The sequence below is a fragment of the Sphingobacterium sp. UBA5996 genome, from assembly GCF_002429765.1.
Lineage (GTDB): Bacteria > Bacteroidota > Bacteroidia > Sphingobacteriales > Sphingobacteriaceae > Sphingobacterium.
The window spans coordinates 15,682-36,193 of the sequence record NZ_DJAS01000003.1 but is presented as its reverse complement, the minus strand read 5'-3'; the positions used below and the strand labels follow the sequence as shown (position 1 = coordinate 36,193).

Below are 20,512 nucleotides of genomic sequence, written 5' to 3'. Positions count from 1 at the left end.
AAAATTAAGCAATTTTTGAGGAAGAGTTTAATTAACTTTGTACAAAATATGATGGAAGTTTTCAACACCCCCAATAAAGTTATTATAACGTGCAATAAGCGCTTATCACCTTATTTGCAGCAGGAAGTTAAAGAGTTAGGTTTTGACATTGTCAGGGCATTTCCCACAGGAGTAGAATTAAAGGTCAGTATAAATGATACGATCAAGCTGAATCTGAATCTACGTACAGCCTCTCAGATTTTGTATTCGTTAAAAGAGTTTACAGCCAATAATCCCACGGAGCTTTATGAACAATTGAGTCAAATTGCCTGGGAAGAACTCATTCAATTTGATGGATACTTCTCGGTCAGCTCCAATGTGGACAATGAAACAATCAGCACTCCTTTATTTGCAAACGTAAAGGTTAAAGATGCTATCGTGGACCGCATCAAGGAAAAAAAGGGCATGCGTCCTAATTCAGGTCCAGACAACAATAAGGCTGTTGTACACCTGTATTGGAAAGATGACCGCGCAGAAATTTTCATAGATACTTCCGGTGAGACCCTAGCAAAACATGGTTATCGCAAGATTCCTGGAAAAGCTCCGATGCTGGAAGCTCTTGCAGCCTCAACAATTATGGCATCCAAATGGGATGGCAATGCTCCATTTGTAAACCCGATGTGCGGTTCCGGAACTTTAGCGATTGAAGCCGCTCTGATTGCAACAAATAGGAAACCGGGTTTGCTGCGCATGAATTACTCTTTTATGCATTTCATCGGTTATGATGAAACTGTGTTCTTCCAGGAGCGCAGACTACTTAAAGATCAAATCAATAAAAAGGCGGCCCCACAAATTATTGCAAGTGATATTTCGGAAGAGGCGATCAATGTTTCCAAGATGAATGCCAGAACTGCCGGCGTGGAACAATTAATTTCATTTGAAGTATGCGATTTTGCCGAAACACACGTTCCTAAAGAGGAAGGTGGCGTTATTTTATTCAATCCTGAATACGGTGAACGCCTAGGCACGCACAGCAAACTGGAAATTACCTACAAGCGTATGGGGGATTTCATGAAGCAGGAGTGCAAAGGGTATAGAGGCTATATATTTACAGGGAATCCAGATTTGGCAAAGAAAATTGGGCTGCGTGCATCCCGAAGGATAGAGTTTTATAATGGTAAATTAGATTGTAGATTATTAGAATACGAATTATACGAGGGTACTCGCGAAAAAACAAAAGTATTGTATGAATAACATTATTGAGCGCACAGTAGCATTTGTGCAAGACCGATTGAAATTTGCAGAAGCAGGCCACGATTGGTCGCATATTCAACGCGTATGGAACAATACGAAGTTAATTTTAGAAAATGAAACGGCGGATGTCATGGTCTGCGAATTAGCCGCGCTATTACATGACATCGCTGACAGTAAGTTTCATGATGGCGACGAAACTGTAGGCCCTCGTGTTGCCGGAGAATTTTTGGCAAGTCTAGAAATTTCGCCTGAGATCATTGACCATGTCAAAAAAATTATCTTCAACATGTCTTTCAAAGCAAGCTTAGGCGAAGTGTCATTCCATTCGAAAGAGATGGAGATCGTGCAGGATGCTGATCGTCTGGATGCCATCGGAGCAATTGGTATTGCCCGCGCATTCAGCTTTGGCGGAAACAAGGGACGTGAGATGTATAACCCTAACATTCCTGTGCAGGAATATAAGGATAAAGAAGCATACAAACATTCAGAGGCCCCTACAATCAATCATTTCTACGAAAAACTGTTGTTGCTAAAGAATAAAATGAATACAGAGGCTGCGAAAAAAATAGCAGCGCATCGCCATGATTATATGCTCAACTTCCTTGATGAGTTTATAGCCGAATGGAATGGTAAAAAATAAATTACACTTAACAATTACTAAATATAAAAGTGGTACTTTAGATCTTGTACATTGAGATAAAAAGTACCACTTTTTTGCTTTCTATAACGTCAGCTTTAAAAATTATTCGCGAGAAATGATGATATGATCAGTGGTGCTCTTATGCGGTTTACAACATAATCTTTCAGATTAAGTGTCCGAAAACAGGAATAAATCAACGAGTGAAACGGATAATTTATACCGTTTAAAACAAACACTCCTACATAATTATAGCATGAAAAAACATATTTTTAGCTGCCTTACGCTAGCCATGGTGATCTCATCCTCGGCATTATTTGCACAAACAAAAGCCATTGCGCATCGTGGCGTATGGAAAAACAGCCACCTTCCCCAAAATTCAATTGCATCTTTAACTGCGGCTCACGATCTCAAGCTTTTTGGGTCTGAGTTTGATGTGCATTTGACCAAAGACAACATACTGGTTGTCAACCATGACAATGATTTCTATGGTATTGATATTGCTACAGCAACGTACAAAGAACTCTTGGAAAAGAAGCACCCTAACGGCGAATCTATTCCTACATTGGAAGAATATCTTCATGCTGGAAAAAAATTGAAAGGCTTGCGTCTTATCCTTGAATTGAAAACCAATAAGCTCGGCCTAGAGCGTACACTTGAAGCGACAACAAAAACGGTGGAAATGGTTAAAAAATTAAAAGCAGAGAAGGTCACTGACTATATTTCTTTTAGTTTTGAGGCTTGTCAGAGGATTCACGAGATGGCTCCAAAGGCCAATATCCAATACCTTACGGGTGACAAATCTCCGGCTGAGGTAAAGGCTGCCGGAATAAATGGATTGGATTATCACTTTTCAGTTTTCAAAAAGAATGGCACATGGTTGAAAGATGCACATCAACTTGGTATGAAAGTGAACGCATGGACAGTGAATACTGCTGAGGAGATGACCAATTTAATCAATCAGAATATTGATTTTATTACAACGGACGAGCCTGAAATGTTGCTCCGTGTATTAAAGAAATAAGAATGCTTTAACATAGTCATGGCCCACAATCAGCCGATTAAATAGAAGGCCGACTTCGTGGTCATAAACAAATCAACATCATTTAAAAACGAAACTATTCATGAAAAAAAGTCTTTTTCTATTTTTAGCGCTCTGCCTTTCCTTTCTATCTCATGCCCAAGAATTTATTGCGGGCAGCTATAATATCCGCCAAAGAAACACTGTCGATGTGGACAACATGTGGAACGACCGTAAAGTTCCGTTAACCAATCTGATCAAATACCACGGCTTCGCTATTTTTGGTATTCAGGAGGGATTCTTTGATCAGGTTCAAGATCTTAAAAAGCTGCTTCCTGGATTTGATTACGTGGGAGTTGGACGCGACGATGGCGCTCAGGAAGGTGAGCATTCAGCTATTTTCTACAATTCAAATCGCTTTAAAGCTATAAAGAGTGGTACTTTTTGGCTTTCAGCAACCGATACCGAACACCCGAATAAAGGCTGGGATGCAGCATTACCGCGGATCTGCACCTGGGGTATTTTTGAAGACAAGGCCAACAAAAAGCGCTTTATCTTTATGAACACGCACTTTGATCATATCGGCCGTACGGCACGTACCGAAAGTGCAAAATTGATTTTGGCAAAAGCAAAAGAGTTTGCCAAAGATTTACCGTTGATTTTAACTGGAGACTTCAATGTCGATGAAAAGGATGAGGCGTATTTCACCTTGGCGAACAGTAAAGTCGTCACTGACGTACACGAATTGGCACCATTCAAATACGAACCCAATTCCTCCTTCAATGGCTGGGGCAAAAGCACCACACCAACAGGTCGCATTGACCATATCTTTATCACCAAACCTTTTCAGGTCAAAAAATACGGTATCCTCACCGATACTTACATGAATAAATTTCCTTCAGATCACTTCCCAGTGGCAACGACACTCTCCTGGAAATAATATTGTGTGAACAACAACCGATCGCTGAAACAGCAGGTTCGATGAGGACCTGCTGTTTTCGTTTGGATTGTATCAATTAAAGTGATTTGGAGTTATGGCATCCGTACGATCTCTCCACATCGCTGTAGCCTATCTGCTACGATTCTAGACAATCTGCAGAGTTGGCTGAAATTGGCTTAAACTTTCACACATATTAACAGTCGATATACCTAATTTTGGCAGCAAAACAATAACATGATGAAATTTCCACTATTATATTGTACACTACTTGTCTCAGCATTACTTTATTCCAATACAAGCGAAGGACAGATTTTTAAGAAAATCACGGAGGCTTTGGCAAAAGCAAATCAGGGTCAAACCGACAGTGCTAAAACGACCACAGCATCAAATACTAAAGCAACAGCATCAAAATCCAATACCTTGACGTCTTTATCCAATAGCGATGCTTCATCAGGAATTAAACAGGCTCTAAGCAATGGTTTAAATATGAGCATCGAATCTTTGGCCAAGAAAGATGGTTTCTTAGGGGATGCAACGGTAAAAATTCTAATGCCTGCAGAAGCACAAAAGGTAGAAAAAACATTGCGTGCAGTTGGTATGGGGAAATTATGCGATCAATTTATACAAAGTATGAACAGAGCGGCGGAGGGAGCTGTTAAAGAAGCTGCCCCCGTATTTGTGAACGCTCTTTCAAAGATGACGATTACAGATGCGACGAATATCCTGTTGGGCAGCAAAGAAGATGCTGCGACAACGTTCTTTAAAACAAATACATCGACTGAATTAACAGACAAGTTTCGTCCTGTCATTAAATCTGCCATGGGTACAAACAATGTGGATCAGTACTGGACGCAATTGACAACAGCTTACAATAACCTCCCTTTAGGCAATAAAGTGGAAACAAATCTTACGGCATACGTTACCCAAAAGGCTATAGATGGTTTATTTATCAAAGTCGCTGACCAAGAATCAAAAATTAGACATAATATCGGTGGCAGTAGAAATACCAATATTTTACAGCAGGTATTCGGGTATGCCGACGAGAAAAAATTTAAATAGCGTCATATGTGTTTAATAAAGGACAATTTGTTTGTAATGCAACACAATTAAATTGCAAATAAAAAGCAATTTATCTAAGTTTGACCACCCTTATCACATTAAGGCTATTAGAAAATGAGCACATTTGAGATCAATAACATACATGATTTTTCGGTGTCCGAAAGATTTCAACGCTATGTACAGATTGACACCCAGTCTGATGCAAATTCACCAACATGCCCTTCTACGGAAAAGCAAAAAAACCTTGGCGAGTTACTGGTAACGGAGTTGTTAGCATTAGGCATTTCAGACGCTGCTATGGACGAAAATGGCTACATCTATGCAACCATTCCAGCGAATAGTTCCAAGAAAGTTCCTGTTATCTGCTTTTGTTCTCATATGGATACTTCTCCGGACTCTTCGGGGAAAGATGTTAAACCTTTGTTACACAAGAACTATCAGGGGCAAGACTTGGTACTTCCTGACGACAGTAGTGTTATCATCAAATATGCGGAGCATCCAGACTTGGCCAATCAAATTGGCAATGATATCATTACTGCAAGCGGCACCACTTTGCTGGGAGCTGATGACAAAGCTGGTGTGGCCGAAATCATGGATGCCGCCCGTTTATTGATGAAACATCCTGAAATTAAACATGGCGATATCAAAATACTTTTTACGCCAGATGAGGAGATTGGCAGAGGCGTAGATAAAGCCGATCTAAAACGTTTAGCAGCGGATTTTGCCTATACAATGGATGGTGAGCGAGCGGGAACGATTGAGGATGAGACATTTTCAGCTGATGGCGCTACCTTGACCATTCATGGTGTATCTGTACACCCGGGATTTGCTAAAGGGAAGATGCAAAGTGCTATCAAAATCGCCAGTGCTGTAATTGATGCCTTACCGAAAGATAGACTTTCCCCTGAAAGTACCAGTAAAAAAGACGGCTTTGTACATCCTGTTCATATCAGCGGTTCGGTAGAAAAAGCAGAAATTCAATTTATCATACGCGATCATGTGACCGCCAATCTCAAGAAGCACGAAGACGAACTGGAGGAAATTGCAAAATCGATCGTGGAGAAATATCCAAATTGTACGTATACTTTCGCTGTAAAAGAACAATACCGTAATATGAAAGAAGTGCTGGATCAGCATCCACAAATTATGGAAATCGGCATGGAGGCGATCAACCGCGCAGGAATGGTAGCCGAAAGGAGAAGTATCCGTGGCGGAACAGATGGCTCGCGCCTTTCATTTATGGGCTTACCTTGTCCGAATATTTTTGCGGGAGGCCATGCTTTCCATGGAAAACAAGAGTGGGTATCGGTACAGGATATGGAAAAAGCGGTCAAAACAATTTTACATGTTGTATCTTTATGGGAAGAGAAAGCATAGTTGGACTTCATCCTACCAAAGGCATTGCGATGCCTAAAAGCAATACCAATTCATGAGCAAATAGCCGAGTGCAACGGGTTCATTTATACAGTTAAAAAGTAGACACGCATAAATAATTAACAATGAAAAACGACGTATTACAAGCGATACATTACAGAAGATCCGTATTTCAAGCTTCATTTACAGAAGAAGAAGTCAGTAAAGAAGATATCTTGAATATTTTGGAAGCAGCTAACGCAGCTCCAACTCATAAAAGAACACAACCTTGGCGTTTTGTGATCTTCCGTAAAGAAGGGTTAGAACGTTTAGGCGCTGAATTGTCACGCATTTACAAATCGGTAACACCAGCGGAGAAATATACGGAGGCAACAGAAATAACCATGGGTAAAAAAGCAACCCAGTCAAACGTTGCAATTGCGATTGTTGTCAACTATACGGGAGAAGTTCCTGAATGGGAAGAGCTGGCCTGTACCGCTGCTGCAGTTGAAAACATGTGGTTAGCTGCGCACTCGCTAAATATCGGCGGATACTGGGCAACCCCAGGTTTAATCAATCACTTGGGTGGATTCTTAAATCTCGAAGAAAATCAAAAATGTATCGGTCTATTCTATTTAGGGCATCATCAATCTGAGCCACGTGAACCGAACCGTACACCAATTGAGGAAAAAATTCGCTGGGAAGAATAAACTGTATTCCTCTCCTATACAATAACAGCCCATTTCTTACAAAATGGGCTGTTATTTAAAACATCGATCTCTATTTCTTTTCAATTCCAAAACAATGGGGTGGTTTAATCACATTTGCTTGCGCTTGATTTTTTTCATCTTTGACAGGGAAAACGATCTTCAGCCGACCTTTTGTTCCCTGCCATTTTGGTCCCTTCTGCAGCAGTCGAATCGCTTCATCGAGGAGTGACGACTCCGGTTGTCCCTCGGCACGAATATCGATTGGAACACCATTCTTGTCGATTATAAAATTGACAGTAATTTCTCCGCCTGTTGCCGGAGCTCCTGATTTCTGATTGAGGTACTGTTCAAACATTTTCCAGCCTTCGCGCGGTGTTGCGTCCCCCCCGTCCAGCAAAGGTTGAACAGACACCTTGTTCTCTGGTTCACTTAATTCCACATCTGTTGTACGCTCCGCTTTACCATTAAAATGTTTAAAATATAGCAGGGCCAATAAAGTCACAAACAGTACGCCTGCGGTAGCACCTATGGCCAAACGCTGCCACGTGAAATATTGGGCGTGCCGTGTCGCAACGGTATCTTCCACTCTACGAGTGAGACGTTGTTGCAGCAGGCTCAATTGCCGCGTATCTACTCCATTTTGCAATCGGTAACCGTCGATAGCATCCTGTAAAAAAGGATCCTCCAATGCTTCTCGTTCCAATTGAAACATTTCCTCCTTACTCATCAAACCATGGATGTAATTGTGGATCCGTGATAATTGATAATTATTTTCCATTTTCTTTCCTTTCCATACAGATTTTCAGATTGCGCTTTCCGTTTTGAATAGCACTTTTGACCTTATTCAAATCATATCCAGTCACATCTGCGATATCTTTATAACATTTTTGCTCGAGATAAAACAAGCGTACACACTCTTGTTGTTCGCGATTTAAAGTTCGCATACAGCCTTCCAGTTTCTCAAAATCCTTTTCTTCCCATTTGGTTTCACTGGTATCATTTAGCTTTTGTTCGCTTTCAAACAAATTGTCTTCAATATCAACCTGCGTTGTCCGCTTATCTTTACGCAACTGCATCAAGCAATAATTTTTACTGTAAACGTGCAGCCAGCTCTTAAAATTATCGACTTCATAGTGGCGAAGCTTCTGGATAAGCTCTTCAAATATCTGCATCACAGCATCCTGACTGCGATCAGGATCTTGCAGGTATTTAAAGCATACACCATAAAGCAAAGACATATAGGGTGAATATAATTTCCCCAATGTAGACAAGTCACCGCTTGTTTTATAGTGTTGTAAAAGCTCTTTTTCGTTCATACGCAAATCATTCCCCTTAATGATGATTTAAGATACAAATTTCCATATATAAAAAAGATGCAAATATATATTGTCCCAAAAACAAAAAACCGTCCCCATGATGAAATGGAGACGGTCGATAAAAATATATATGAATTACGGACTTAATTCCCCTGCTTCCAATTGTATCGGAGCGTGACGCCATAGGTTCGTGGATCGGCGACCACTCCGGCGTACTGCCCATAACTTCCCGGGGCCGCTAGCAGCTGTTCATAGTAATCTTTATTCGTTAGATTTCTACTCCACACAAACACCGAAATACCGTTCGATCCCCTGAATCCTAGCCTGGCGTTCAAGACCGAATAGGCATCAATATTTAGGTATTGGGATGGTGAAGAACTGGACGAAAATTTAGAACGGTGAAAGAGGTCTGCGCCCACAAAGTAAGATCCATTAATTCCGATCAGTTTACCGCTTTTATTCGCTTCACCACCCAGCGACCAAGACCATTTGGAAACACCAGGAAGGACGCCGCCAGAGATATCTTTAAAAGCCTGCGCTCCGCCAACCTCTTCTAAAGGGACAGGTGCATTGGTAAATTTGACGTATTTGGCATCCGTATAAGCCAATGCTCCATTCAGTCGGAGAAAATGTCCAATATTGATATTTCCATCCAATTCAACACCCTTTACACGCACCTTTTCGGCATTGGCCAGATAACCACGGTTCACACCCGGTTCGGGCGTCTGCACTTGGGTCTGGTAGTCTTTTATATCCGTTTGATAGACCGTCAGGTTGAGCAGTGAGTTGCGTGTCGGATTTGTTTTCACACCAATTTCTTTATGCTGGACAGCCTCAGGTTTTACTTCGGCCAGATCCAGCAACACTGCTCCATTGGCTGTCGGTAATCCACCGACGTTGATACCGACAGGCTTATAGCTGATGGAATATGTAGCGTAAGCATTTATCTTCGGATTGAAGCGGTATCTTGTTGAGAGCTGACCAGAGAAATTGTCGGCATCGGCATTGACATCAAAAGTTTGATTGGCATATACACCGTTCTTCAACGCAAGCAATGCCGGGTCTGATGTTTGCAAGCCACCATAGGTTTGTCTATCGTAGTTAGCTACCTTTTTATCATAGTTGTAGCGAAGACCTGGGAGGATGTGTAATTTTGGGGTTACAGCCCAATCAATCTGTGTATAGGCTGCCAGGCTTGTGCTCTTAATTCCATAAACGGTCTTGATTCCAAAATTGTCGAATAAGCCGGGAGTCTGCCACAGTGCACTCGTAGAGCTTTTTTGAAAACGCCAAAACGCAGATCCTGTTTCTTCGGTATGTACGGGATCTGTGCCAAGATCCTGCCAAAGACCAAATAGCCCAACAACGCCGCTAACCTTTTCACTAATCTTTCCAGAATACCTGAATTCCTGTGACCATTGGTTATGGACCGAATTACCCGCTGAAACTGTATATACAGGGAGCCCTAAGTAATCGCGGTCATTCAGCGGCACCCATGTCCATGTCCGCCAGGCAGAAGTTGAGGTTAGTGTTCCCCCGCCAATCTTGATATCGGCGTTCAATGCAACTCCTCCCAATTTATTATCCGCTTTGGACTGAGTATCCAGGTCAATCTTACGTTCGAAAGCGCTTTGATATGGGAGTTCGTAACCAAGATCCTTGATAATTGCATCAAATTGTCTATAATCTGCACGCTGTGTTTTTACCACTCCCGCAACGGCCCATCCATAACCGTCAGGTCTTTGCGACGACACATCACCGGAAAGCACCAGTTTGATATTTTCAGATGGAGTAAAGAGCAATTGTCCTCTAAAACCCAGGTTGTTGATATCGTTAATCTTTCTATTGGTGTGTACATTAAAAAGATTGCCATCACGCTGTGTTCCAGAAAAGGAAACTCTCGCAGCTAAGTTTTTGGCCAGAGGTCCGGATATGGAAGTTTTCGCCTGAATAAAACCCTGATTTCCGTAACTCACTTCCACATTGGCTTCTGGTGTAAATTGTGGTAAACGTGAAGTGATATTGAATGCTCCTGCTGTTGTATTTTTTCCAAACAATGTACCCTGGGGGCCCCGCAGTACTTCGATTTGGTCAATGTCAATAAAGTCCAACCAAGTCGCTGCGGGACGTGCAATATAAACACCATCAAGATAAAACCCTACTCCCGGATCAATCCCATCATTGGTGAGACCATAAGTTGAGCCCATTCCTCGGATATTAAGCGTCGTATTACGTGCGTTCGATGCATACAACTGAACTGTAGGTACAAGCTCTTTTAGTCTATTGACATTAAAGGCACCTGCATCTTCGAGTGCTGCTCCACGAATAATAGAAATGGGAATAGGCACATCCTGTAGCTGCTCTTTACGACGGCGTGCTGTGACCACCACCTGATCCAAGGCTTCCAACCGCGGCGTAAGCTCGATTATTGCAGGAGATTGATCAATAACAATATGACGGGTTTGATACCCAACAATAGATACAATTAATGAAAAAGGTAATTTTTGTCCAGTTACAAACTGAAAAACTCCTTTACTGTCCGTTTTCACCTGGTGTGTAACAGCCTCAAGTTGCACCGTAACACCTTGCAATGGTTCTTTTGTGACGGCATCAATTACAGTACCTGTTAAAGAGGCATTTATAATAGGTTTTGGATTTTCCACTTGCGCGTAGACTTGGTAAGAGCCTGTCAAAAGCAAGCTAAAAATGACGCTAATTCGGAAAATAGCATTTTTTTTCATAAATTTATTCAGTTTAATGGTGAATCTAAACAAGTGCCAACGCCAATCGATACTTGCTTCATTGTTAAAACTTGGTAAAAGGGAAGCCTCGGCTTCCCTTTTCTAATATAAGAGAGTGTAAGAGAGAAATTTTAACAACACATTCGTTCCTTAGCGCTTTTTAAGGTCATTATACCTGCTTCAACTGGAAAAAGCAATACACTTGTTTTTGCGGAGTAATCTTGTTTCATTCGTTTTATTTGTTATTTTCTTTTATTTACCTTGCCATTCACGCATCAGTTGCATGTGCATATTTATGTTGTAATTTTAAAAAGCTATGAACACATATTCTCTTTTATAAGATCAAATGCTATTGCTAGTTCGATTCATAATCAAGTTAGTTCATTTCGCCCCCTGCTCTACTTGCCTGTAAGTCAGATGACGATACAAATATATAAATATTTTTTAAAAGACTACTAATTTGATAGATTTTATAATATTTTTTTTCAAAGACACATTACCCATTAATTAACAGTCATTTATAGAAAACAAAAGGTTATTCATCGTCCACTCAGCATAAAAAATCAGGGTGGCAACAATCCTATACGCTAACAATCCAGCGAAAATCGAGAAGCAAAGCGTTTTTATAAAAAACAATGATCTGTACTATGAGCCAGAAAAAAATGCCACGCATAGCCTCGTTATGAAAACGCATAAAAAAGGCCATCCTATTTGGACGACCATCTTTACAGTCATATTATAACGATCTGTTTCACTTTGAAACACTTTCCTTCTTAGCGAAATAACACCAGTGCAATCAATAAAGTAATAATAACATTAAAAGTCTGAGCAATCAGAAAAGCATACAACGGCTTCTTATTATCTTGTACAAAAAGGTCCTTAAAATTCGTTTCCAAACCGATTGATGTAAATGCTAAGGTAAACCAAAGCCCCTGTAAGTTTTTCAAACTTCCTTTGACCGCATCTATCTTCTCAGGAGATACAATAAAAGAGAATAACAGGGAGGCTAATACAAAGCCCAATACAAATTTTGGGAAGCGTTCCCAGATAATTTTCAATGTCGGTTTATCGCGTTTGGTCTCATCATCAACAGATTTAGCATAAGTCCAATAAATACTGATCGCAAAAGCTGCTAGTCCAAGCAATACATTTTGTGAAAATTTCACAATAGTACTAATCTCCAAAGCTCTTTCACCTACGAGCGACCCGGAAGCCACTACAGCTCCCGTTGTATCAATACTACCACCAAGCCAAGCACCTGTAACCTCTTGCGACAAGCCCATCCACTCTGCCATGTAAGGCATGAAGATCATCATTGGAATAGCCGTAATCAGGACCAACGAAATCACATAGGAAAGTTTTTTACTATCGCCTTTGATCGCGCCTGAAGTTGCTATTGCAGCAGAGACACCACAAATAGATACTGCACTCGACAACATCAACGCCATCTCTTTATCAATCTTTAACTTTTTGCAGATCCAGAAAGCGAAGTACCAAACCGACAGTACGACAGCCAGCGCTTGAATAAGCCCCAAGGATCCGGCTTTGAGAATATCTCCGAAGATAACGGTGGTTCCAAGTAGAATTAGACCGATCTTGACATAAAGCTCCGTACTGAGCGCTTCTTTAAACCACTTAGGCAGTTTAAAGCAATTGCTGATAATTAACCCAATAATCAAACTAAAAATTACAGCTTCGAGATTATATTCTTTAACCGTTGCATTGCCTGCCAAAACCAAGGCAAATACCGTAAGGAAAAATACAACAGGAAATACAACTAATAAATATTTTATAGATTTTCCCAAAAGAAATGCGCCCAATAGTGCGGTTACGAATACGTAAATAAATTGCTCAAATAGCTTCATTAAATTTGCCGGGTCCAATACAGTTGATACGAGTTCGGCCGAATTATTCCACGAAAAACTAGGTACTGGTGCCACGACTCCTGATAATGCAAGAAGGATGGTAGCAATTCCCAAGATGACGACTACCCAGTCTTCTGTAAATGTAAATGATCTTGAAGATGTCATATAATGGTTAGGGTTTAAAAGGTTAAATTTAATATAATTACAGTTACTTCTGGAATTGTAACACAAAAATGGCCGAAGAGAAATCTTCGGCCATCAACCAAAACCAATAATTTATTTTCAATCAAAAACAATACTTATTCTCGTCTATCAATTTTTTTGCAATTCGCTGACGGGCATCTTTCACATTGAACGGTTGGGCTTTAGTGAATCTGCGCAAACCAACCAACATCATGTTCAGCTCGTCGCCCTCACCAAATGAATACAATGCTTCTTTGCCAGCAGCGCTGACTTTATCTATCGCACCATACAGGTAGATTTTAGCCATATCTGTTGCGTAATCAGCTTTATCAGATCCTGTATGTACCAATTTTTCCGCACGTAACAAAACAGATTCGGTGATATAAACATATCCAATAATATCGGCTATGTTCATTAGAATCTCCTCTTCTTTGGAAAGCGACATCATCAATTTCTGTACAGCAGCTCCTGCAATTAATAATCCCGCCTTTTTAAGATTTGCCACAATTTTCTTTTCTGCTGCAAAAGGTGCGTCATCCTCATCTGCAAAGTCGGGAATAGCTAAAAGCTCACCGGCTACAGCTTGCGCAGGCCCCATCAGGTCTAATTCCCCTTTCATGGCGCGTTTTAACAACATGTCTACGACGAGCAAACGATTCACTTCGTTGGTGCCTTCAAAAATCCTGTTGATCCGTGAATCCCGATAAGCACGTTCCATAGGTGCATCCGCCGAATAGCCCATTCCACCATAAATCTGTACGCCCTCATCCACCACATAATCCAACATTTCTGAACACCACACTTTGATAATAGCGCACTCGATCGCAAACTGCTCCACAGACTTCAATTTTGCTTTTGCTTCATCCATACCACCCGCAATCAGCGCATCGTAGGCGTCGTCAATATTCTGACCTGCGCGATAGGATGCCGACTCGACGGCAAATAAACGTGTTGCCATTTCGGCCAGCTTATATCGGATAGCACCGAATTTGGAAATCGGCAAATTAAATTGCACACGTTCATTGGCATACTGTACGGCATGGTTGATGACCATCCGTGCCGAACCGATCGTAGCGGCTCCAAGTTTTATACGACCAATATTTAGGATGTTTACAGCAATCTTAAATCCGTTCTCACGATCAGAAAGCATATTTTCTACCGGAACAGCACAATCATTAAAAAAGATCTGGCGTGTTGAAGATCCTTTAATACCCAATTTATGTTCTTCCGGATTCATCGTAATACGGCCAAAATCTTTCTCGACAATAAATGCCGTCAAGTTTTTATCATTATCGATTTTTGCAAATACGATAAAAATATCTGCAAAACCACCATTCGTAATCCACATTTTTTGACCATTGATCAAATAATGGGTTCCCTCAGCATTTAATTTTGCCGAGGTACGTCCCGAGTTTGCGTCCGATCCAGCGTTGGGTTCTGTCAAACAATACGACGCTTTCCATTCACCAGTAGCAAGTTTAGGAATATATTTTGCCTTTTGACTATCATTGCCATAATACAAAATAGGCAGGGTACCTATTCCTGTATGGGCTGACAGCGCGACCGCAAAGGAAAACCCACCACCTACTGCATCGGCAACGAGCATTGAAGTGTTGAAACTCTTGCCAAAACCGCCATATTCTTCGGGAATAGAAACGCCCAGCATGCCAAGTTCACCGGCCTTATCCATCAAACTGGGCATCAGACCTTCCTCTTGCGCATCGATACGGTCAAGCTTATTCAATACTTCTGTATCCAAGAAATCTAAGCAGGTCTGACGAATCATTTTAGCTTCTTCATCAAACTCTTCTGGAATAAAAACTGCGGTGTAGGGAGTCTCTCTAATCACGAACTCTCCGCCTTTAATTGCTTTATTTTCGCTCATTGTCTTTTTAGATTTATATGGACGCGCAAATTGCAGCTAAGTGATGTTGCTGTCCACCATGTTTTTTAAAATACTTCTATTAGCTATGAGATCAGAAATCCATATGCTGTTTACAGTGCTATTCTATGCGGCTAATTTTAGTCCAATAACTCAAAAATACCTGCTGCTCCCTGACCAGTTCCCACGCACATCGTCACCATCCCGTACTTTTTGCCTCTGCGTTTCAACTCGTTTAAAATTTGGACTGTTAATTTAGCTCCCGTACAGCCAAGTGGGTGACCTAAAGCGATAGCACCGCCATTGACATTCACCTTTTCTTCGTCTAACCCAAGTTCACGGATAACGGCTAGCGACTGAGACGCAAAAGCTTCATTCAGCTCAAAGAGATCAATATCTTCTTTTTTAAGCCCCGCTCTATGCAAAGCCTTAGGTATTGCATAAATGGGTCCAATCCCCATAATGCGAGGTGGAACGCCTGCCACAGCAAAACTAATGAGCTTTGCAATAGGCTTCACGCCAAGCTCTTTCACTTTAGCTTCGGACATCACTAAGACAAATGCCGCGCCGTCAGATGTTTGTGAGGAATTACCTGCAGTCACCGAACCATTTGCAGCAAAAACTGGTTTTAACTTTCCCAGAGCCTCCAAGGAGGTATCAGCGCGAGGGCCTTCATCGGTATCGACCACATATTCACGTGTTGCAATTTTGCCGTCCTTTAAATAATTTTCTTTTACAGTGATAGGCACGATACCATCTTTCAAATGGCCGTTTTGAATAGCCGCAACTGCCTTTTGGTTTGATTTAAGTGCGAATGCATCCTGGTCTTCACGGGAAACCTTGTAGTCTTTAGCGACCGCTTCAGCTGTCAACCCCATACCCCAGTACCAGTCGGGATGATCTTTGGCGACCACAGGATTGGGCACAATTTTCCAGCCGCCAAAAGGCATTCCGGACATGACTTCTACCCCGCCGGCAATAATGACATCTGCCATACCTGTCTTAATTTTCGCTACCGCTGTGGCAATAGTTTCCAACCCAGATGCGCAGTATCGATTGACAGTCACTCCGGGCACCTTATCGGTATCCAATCCCATTAAGGAAATAAAACGTGCCATATTGAGCCCCTGTTCAGCCTCTGGCATTGCATTTCCAACGATAACATCATCTATATCTTCTTTATTTAAATTCGGCACAGTAGATACGAGATGCTTAATCACATCCGATGCTAAATCATCCGCCCGCATAAAGCGAAATACTCCTCGCGGCGCTTTACCTACTGCTGTACGAAATCCTGCTACTATATATGCTTCCATTATTTTTATTTTTTTCGTGAGTAGTGAGTTTTAGTTCCGTAAAGGCTTACCTTTTGTCAACATAAATTGAATCCTTTCAAGTGTTTTGCGTTCTGCACAAAGCTCGAGAAACGTTCTACGTTCAAGATCCAGTAAATATTGTTCGGACACTTCGGTCGGTGATGATAAGTTTCCTCCACACATCACCCAGCCTAGCTTTTCTGAGATCTTACGATCATAATCTGATATATAGTTACCCTCTCGCATAGACGAAGCTCCCACATACACAATTCCCAATCCCTGATTGCCTAAAACCTTGATATCATTGCGCGGAGCCGGCTGAACATATCCCTTATCGGCCAACTCTATGGCCTTTGCTTTGGCATCTGCCAAGAGGCGGGCACGATTCATTGTTATTGCAAATTTATCTTTCTGCAAATAGCCAAGTTCATAAGCTTCATAAGCAGAAGTGGATACTTTTGCCTGCCCAATAGTGAGGAATTTATCTTTCAACGTGTTTTGAACAATTTGATCCTCTTTAAATTCTTCAGAGGCCCTTAGTGTAAATTCTTTGGTACCGCCGCCGCCGGGGATAACACCAACTCCTAATTCGACCAAACCCATATATGTTTCGGCATGAGCCTGCACAAAATCCGCATGCATTGAAAATTCACAGCCACCGCCGAGGGTCATTTGAAAGGGAGCAACGACGACCGGAATTGATGAGTACCGCAACCGCATCGATGTATTTTGAAATGCACGGACTGCCATATTCAATTCATCAAAATCCTGTTCTACTGCCATCATGAAAATCATTCCGATGTTAGCTCCAGCAGAGAAATTTTTTCCATCATTAGAAACTACCAATCCGCGGTATTCTTTTTCAGCAAGATCGATCGCTTTATTCAAACCTTGAATCACATCGCCACCAATGGTATTCATCTTGGTGTGGAATTCACAATTGATAATACCATCACCTAGATCTATAATAGAGACACCTGTGTTTTTCCAGATCGTTTTACTTTCACGGATATGATCCAACACAATAAGTTCCTCTGTTCCGGGAATAGGTTTATACGACTTTGATGCAATGTCATAATAATGGCGCACGCCATTCTCAATTTTATAGAAGGATTCATGTCCTGCATCTAGCATTTCATGTACCCAGGTTGCAACTTCACCATTTTGGCCTGGAAGTCGTTTTTCTTCCGCATTAATTTTAGCTAAAGTCTCGCGAACACCTAAGGCATCCCATACTTCAAATGGTCCTAACTCCCATCCAAATCCGGCTCGCATAGCGTCATCTATTCGGAAGAAGTCATCGGTGATTTCTGGGACACGGCGGGATACATATTCAAACAAGGGATAATGCATGGCACGGAAGAGTTCTGCGGCTTTATCGGTTCCCTGTTCGTATACTTTCATACGTTTGCGGATATCTTCTACAGGTTTTGTGGATTCCAAAGTCGCTGATTTCACTTTTTGCTGCGACCCGAACTCGAGCGTTTTTAGATTTAAAGACAAAATCTCTGAACTACCATCATCAGCTTTTACTTTTTCATAAAATCCTTTTTTGGTTTTCTCGCCCAACCATTTATTTTCTACCATCTTACTGATGAATGGAGGAAGTTGGAACACACCTTTAGCTTCATCTTCCGGCGCATTCTGTGCCAAACCATTAGCAACATTCACCAAAGTATCCAGTCCGACCACATCTGCCGTACGAAATGTTGCCGATTTAGGGTGTCCCATTGCCGGGCCTGTATATTTGTCGATCTCTTCAACGCTTAAACCGAGGGGTTCCACCAGATGAGTGACCGCCAACATCGAATAAACGCCGATACGATTTCCGATAAATGCCGGTGTATCTTTACATAATACAACAGATTTACCTAACATTTTATCACCGAATTGAAGAATAAAATCGACGACTTCAGGTTTGGTATGCGGTGTTGGAATAACCTCCAATAAAGGTAGATAGCGGGGTGGATTAAAGAAGTGGGTACCGCAAAAATGATCTTGAAAGTCTTCACTTCTGCCCGCTGTCATCAAATGAATGGGAATACCAGAAGTATTGGAGGTAATTAATGTTCCAGGTTTTCGAAATTGTTCAACACGCTCGAAAACGGACTGTTTAACATCAAGTCGTTCAACGACAACCTCGATAATCCAATCCACGTGGGCAATATCTTGAAGATTATCATCAAAGTTTCCTGTTTTGATTCGTTTAACAAAAGACTTGCTATAAATTGGTGATGGATTTGTTTTTAAAGCCGTTTCTAAAGAACTGTTAACAATACGATCCCGGACGATCTTGCTCTCCAACGTTAGGCCCTTGGCTTCTTCCGCTGGGAGAAGCTCACGTGGAACGATATCCAACAGTAAAACTTCAACACCAATGTTAGCAAAATGACAAGCAATTCGCGAGCCCATAACACCCGAACCGAGAACTGCCACTTTTCTAATATTTCTGTTCATCATAACATATTTAGTATGCACTTCTGTACATTTGGTTTAAATTCTAGACGATTACTTCTTCCTTGTAGCTGTTTGCAAGATCATTTAGTTTCGCTAGCGAAGCAATCAATTGGTCACGCTCATTTTCTGAAAAATTATCTGCCAGGTATTGATTGAAATTACGCACGACATCTTTTGCAATTCTCCTTTTTTCACGACCGAGTTCTGTCAAATATACTTTCACAGATCTTTTATCCGTTTCGCTAGTCTCCCGGTAAATAAATCCCAATGACTCCAAATTATTCAACACCCGAGACAAACTAGTTGTTTTAACTCCCGTCAGATTTGCAATCTGAGAAACAGGAGTGCCTTCTTTATGGATATTTATCAAAATATAACCCGCCGCCTGCGTAAATCCATACTGCGAAGCGATTTGATTGTATTTATTGGCTATGGTCTGCCAGCCTGTTTTTAAAAAATAATCGATTGTCTGATTTTGATTCATAAGCGCACTCTCAAGCTATTTGTTATGCTTGCATAACAAATATACTCGTTAGGAATTAGAATAGCAAGATCCGAACTATAAATTTTGTCATATATTCGTCAGCATGATGACCGTTTATAGGTTAAGCGAAACTAAGAGCACTATTGAAATGTGGAAAACTTTTAAACGCTGAAATACAGAACGATACAGTAAAACTAAAAACTTTTATTAACAACCTTTATGTAATAATCAAAATTAATTCCGTTAACTTTGTCCTAAACAAATATCAACACTGTATGGCTTTAGTAAACATACCGCGCTTGGACTTGCAGCATTACACACAAGGAACCCAAGAACAAAGAAATCAATTTATTCAAGATATTGGCAAAGCGTTTAACGAAACGGGCTTTGTAACGATTGCAAATCATGGCTTATCAAAAGATCTGATCGAGGAGCTGTACCAAGTAGTTCCTGAATTTTTCAGCTTACCTACTGAGACGAAGGAAAAATATGAGTTTCCAGAATTGGCAGGTCAGCGTGGTTATACAGCAAAAGGAAGAGAAAAAGCTAAAGATGCGAAGACTCCGGACTTAAAAGAATTTTGGCAGCGCGGCCAAACAATTGTTGGCGAAGAATATTCTAAAGCTGATTTCCCGGACAATCCAGAAGTTGCTGAAATTCCTCGCTTTAACGGTGTCACAGCTGAGGTTTATAAAAAGCTTGAAGATACAGGCCGCGACTTACTGAAAGCGATTGCGACCTACCTTGACCTGGAAGAGAATTACTTCGAAAAATTTGTTATCAATGGTAATTCTATTCTACGTGCGATCCATTACTTCCCAATCAATGATCCTGATGCCTTAGCGCCTGACGCTGTTCGTGCCGGTGCACACGAAGATATCAACCTCATTACCTTATTAATTGGTGCCAGTGCGGATGGTCTAGAAGTGTTGACAAAAGATGGCGAATGGTTCCCTATTAAAGCCAAAGGCGAAGATATTGTTATTAATGTGGGCGATATGTTGCAACGATTGACAAACAATAAGCTGAAATCAACTACGCACCGTGTTGTCAATCCTCCACGGGAAAAGATGGGAACTTCGCGTTTTTCTATCCCTTTCTTTTTGCATCCAAAATCTTCCATGAGCTTGGCTTCACTAGAATCATGCATCGATGCAGAACACCCGAAAGTTTACGAAGATTATACCGCGGGTCAATACCTGGATGAGCGGTTGAGAGAAATCGGATTAAAAATGTAATCTGTAAAAGGAAGATAAAACTCCAAAAATATATAAAAAAGGATTCCATTAGCCATTAAACTAATGGAATCCTTTTC

16 protein-coding genes are annotated in these 20,512 nt (G+C 41.2%); 8 read left to right on the top strand and 8 right to left on the bottom strand.

Features of this window, described 5'->3' with window-relative positions:
* Window positions 1-51 precede the first annotated feature (51 nt).
* The 7 genes from B3E00_RS01500 to B3E00_RS01470 all read left to right on the top strand — a co-directional run bounded on the left by B3E00_RS01500 (window position 52) and on the right by B3E00_RS01470 (window position 6,953).
* Window positions 52-1,233 (top strand): THUMP domain-containing class I SAM-dependent RNA methyltransferase, encoded by a 1,182-nt coding sequence (locus B3E00_RS01500; RefSeq protein WP_209578269.1) that lies wholly within the window; start codon window positions 52-54, stop codon window positions 1,231-1,233.
* The gene (locus B3E00_RS01495; RefSeq protein WP_209578115.1) at window positions 1,226-1,873 is read left to right on the top strand and encodes an HD domain-containing protein; all 648 of its coding nucleotides are present in this window, start codon (window positions 1,226-1,228) and stop codon (window positions 1,871-1,873) included. Before B3E00_RS01500 ends, B3E00_RS01495 begins: the two co-directional genes overlap by 8 nt.
* A 253-nt stretch (window positions 1,874-2,126) precedes the next feature.
* The gene (locus tag B3E00_RS01490) at window positions 2,127-2,894 is read left to right on the top strand and encodes a glycerophosphodiester phosphodiesterase (protein ID WP_293936449.1); all 768 of its coding nucleotides are present in this window, start codon (window positions 2,127-2,129) and stop codon (window positions 2,892-2,894) included.
* 100 nt (window positions 2,895-2,994) lie between these two features.
* Window positions 2,995-3,831: an endonuclease/exonuclease/phosphatase family protein gene (locus B3E00_RS01485; RefSeq protein ID WP_209578113.1), complete on the top strand. Its 837-nt coding sequence runs from the start codon at window positions 2,995-2,997 to the stop codon at window positions 3,829-3,831.
* Between the two features lie 234 nt (window positions 3,832-4,065).
* Window positions 4,066-4,890, top strand: a complete 825-nt coding sequence (locus B3E00_RS01480) for a DUF4197 domain-containing protein (protein ID WP_293936445.1) — start codon at window positions 4,066-4,068, stop codon at window positions 4,888-4,890.
* Window positions 4,891-5,004: 114 nt separating this feature from the next.
* On the top strand, window positions 5,005-6,267 hold the full coding sequence (gene pepT / locus B3E00_RS01475; protein WP_293936444.1) for a peptidase T: 1,263 nt from the start codon (window positions 5,005-5,007) through the stop codon (window positions 6,265-6,267).
* Window positions 6,268-6,389: 122 nt separating this feature from the next.
* Window positions 6,390-6,953, top strand: coding sequence for a nitroreductase family protein (locus tag B3E00_RS01470; RefSeq protein WP_293884043.1), 564 nt, complete (start codon window positions 6,390-6,392; stop codon window positions 6,951-6,953).
* A gap of 70 nt (window positions 6,954-7,023) precedes the next feature.
* Here the strand turns inward: B3E00_RS01470 and B3E00_RS01465 are convergent, their stop codons facing one another.
* The 8 genes from B3E00_RS01465 to B3E00_RS01430 all read right to left on the bottom strand — a co-directional run bounded on the left by B3E00_RS01465 (window position 7,024) and on the right by B3E00_RS01430 (window position 19,197).
* Window positions 7,024-7,731: a hypothetical protein gene (locus tag B3E00_RS01465; protein ID WP_293936442.1), complete on the bottom strand. Its 708-nt coding sequence runs from the start codon at window positions 7,729-7,731 to the stop codon at window positions 7,024-7,026.
* A complete protein-coding gene (locus B3E00_RS01460) occupies window positions 7,721-8,269 on the bottom strand; it encodes an RNA polymerase sigma factor (RefSeq protein WP_209578108.1) in 549 nt (182 codons plus the stop codon). The genes B3E00_RS01465 and B3E00_RS01460 overlap by 11 nt, the downstream gene beginning before the upstream one ends.
* Window positions 8,270-8,412: 143 nt before the next feature.
* The gene (locus tag B3E00_RS01455) at window positions 8,413-11,010 is read right to left on the bottom strand and encodes a TonB-dependent receptor (protein ID WP_293936440.1); all 2,598 of its coding nucleotides are present in this window, start codon (window positions 11,008-11,010) and stop codon (window positions 8,413-8,415) included.
* A gap of 773 nt (window positions 11,011-11,783) precedes the next feature.
* Entirely contained in the window at window positions 11,784-13,040 is a 1,257-nt protein-coding gene (locus B3E00_RS01450) for a YeiH family protein (RefSeq protein WP_209578106.1), read from the bottom strand.
* Window positions 13,041-13,161: 121 nt separating this feature from the next.
* A complete protein-coding gene (locus tag B3E00_RS01445; protein ID WP_293936438.1) occupies window positions 13,162-14,943 on the bottom strand; it encodes an acyl-CoA dehydrogenase family protein in 1,782 nt (593 codons plus the stop codon).
* A 137-nt stretch (window positions 14,944-15,080) separates the two neighbouring features.
* Window positions 15,081-16,256, bottom strand: a complete 1,176-nt coding sequence (locus tag B3E00_RS01440) for an acetyl-CoA C-acyltransferase (protein WP_209578104.1) — start codon at window positions 16,254-16,256, stop codon at window positions 15,081-15,083.
* 30 nt (window positions 16,257-16,286) lie between these two features.
* A complete protein-coding gene (locus tag B3E00_RS01435) occupies window positions 16,287-18,716 on the bottom strand; it encodes a 3-hydroxyacyl-CoA dehydrogenase/enoyl-CoA hydratase family protein (protein WP_293936435.1) in 2,430 nt (809 codons plus the stop codon).
* 40 nt (window positions 18,717-18,756) lie between these two features.
* A complete protein-coding gene (locus tag B3E00_RS01430; protein WP_209578102.1) occupies window positions 18,757-19,197 on the bottom strand; it encodes a MarR family winged helix-turn-helix transcriptional regulator in 441 nt (146 codons plus the stop codon).
* A gap of 275 nt (window positions 19,198-19,472) precedes the next feature.
* On the opposite strand from B3E00_RS01430, the gene B3E00_RS01425 reads away from it, so the two are divergent.
* On the top strand, window positions 19,473-20,435 hold the full coding sequence (locus tag B3E00_RS01425) for an isopenicillin N synthase family dioxygenase (RefSeq protein WP_293936432.1): 963 nt from the start codon (window positions 19,473-19,475) through the stop codon (window positions 20,433-20,435).
* The last annotated feature ends 77 nt before the right edge of the window (window positions 20,436-20,512 follow it).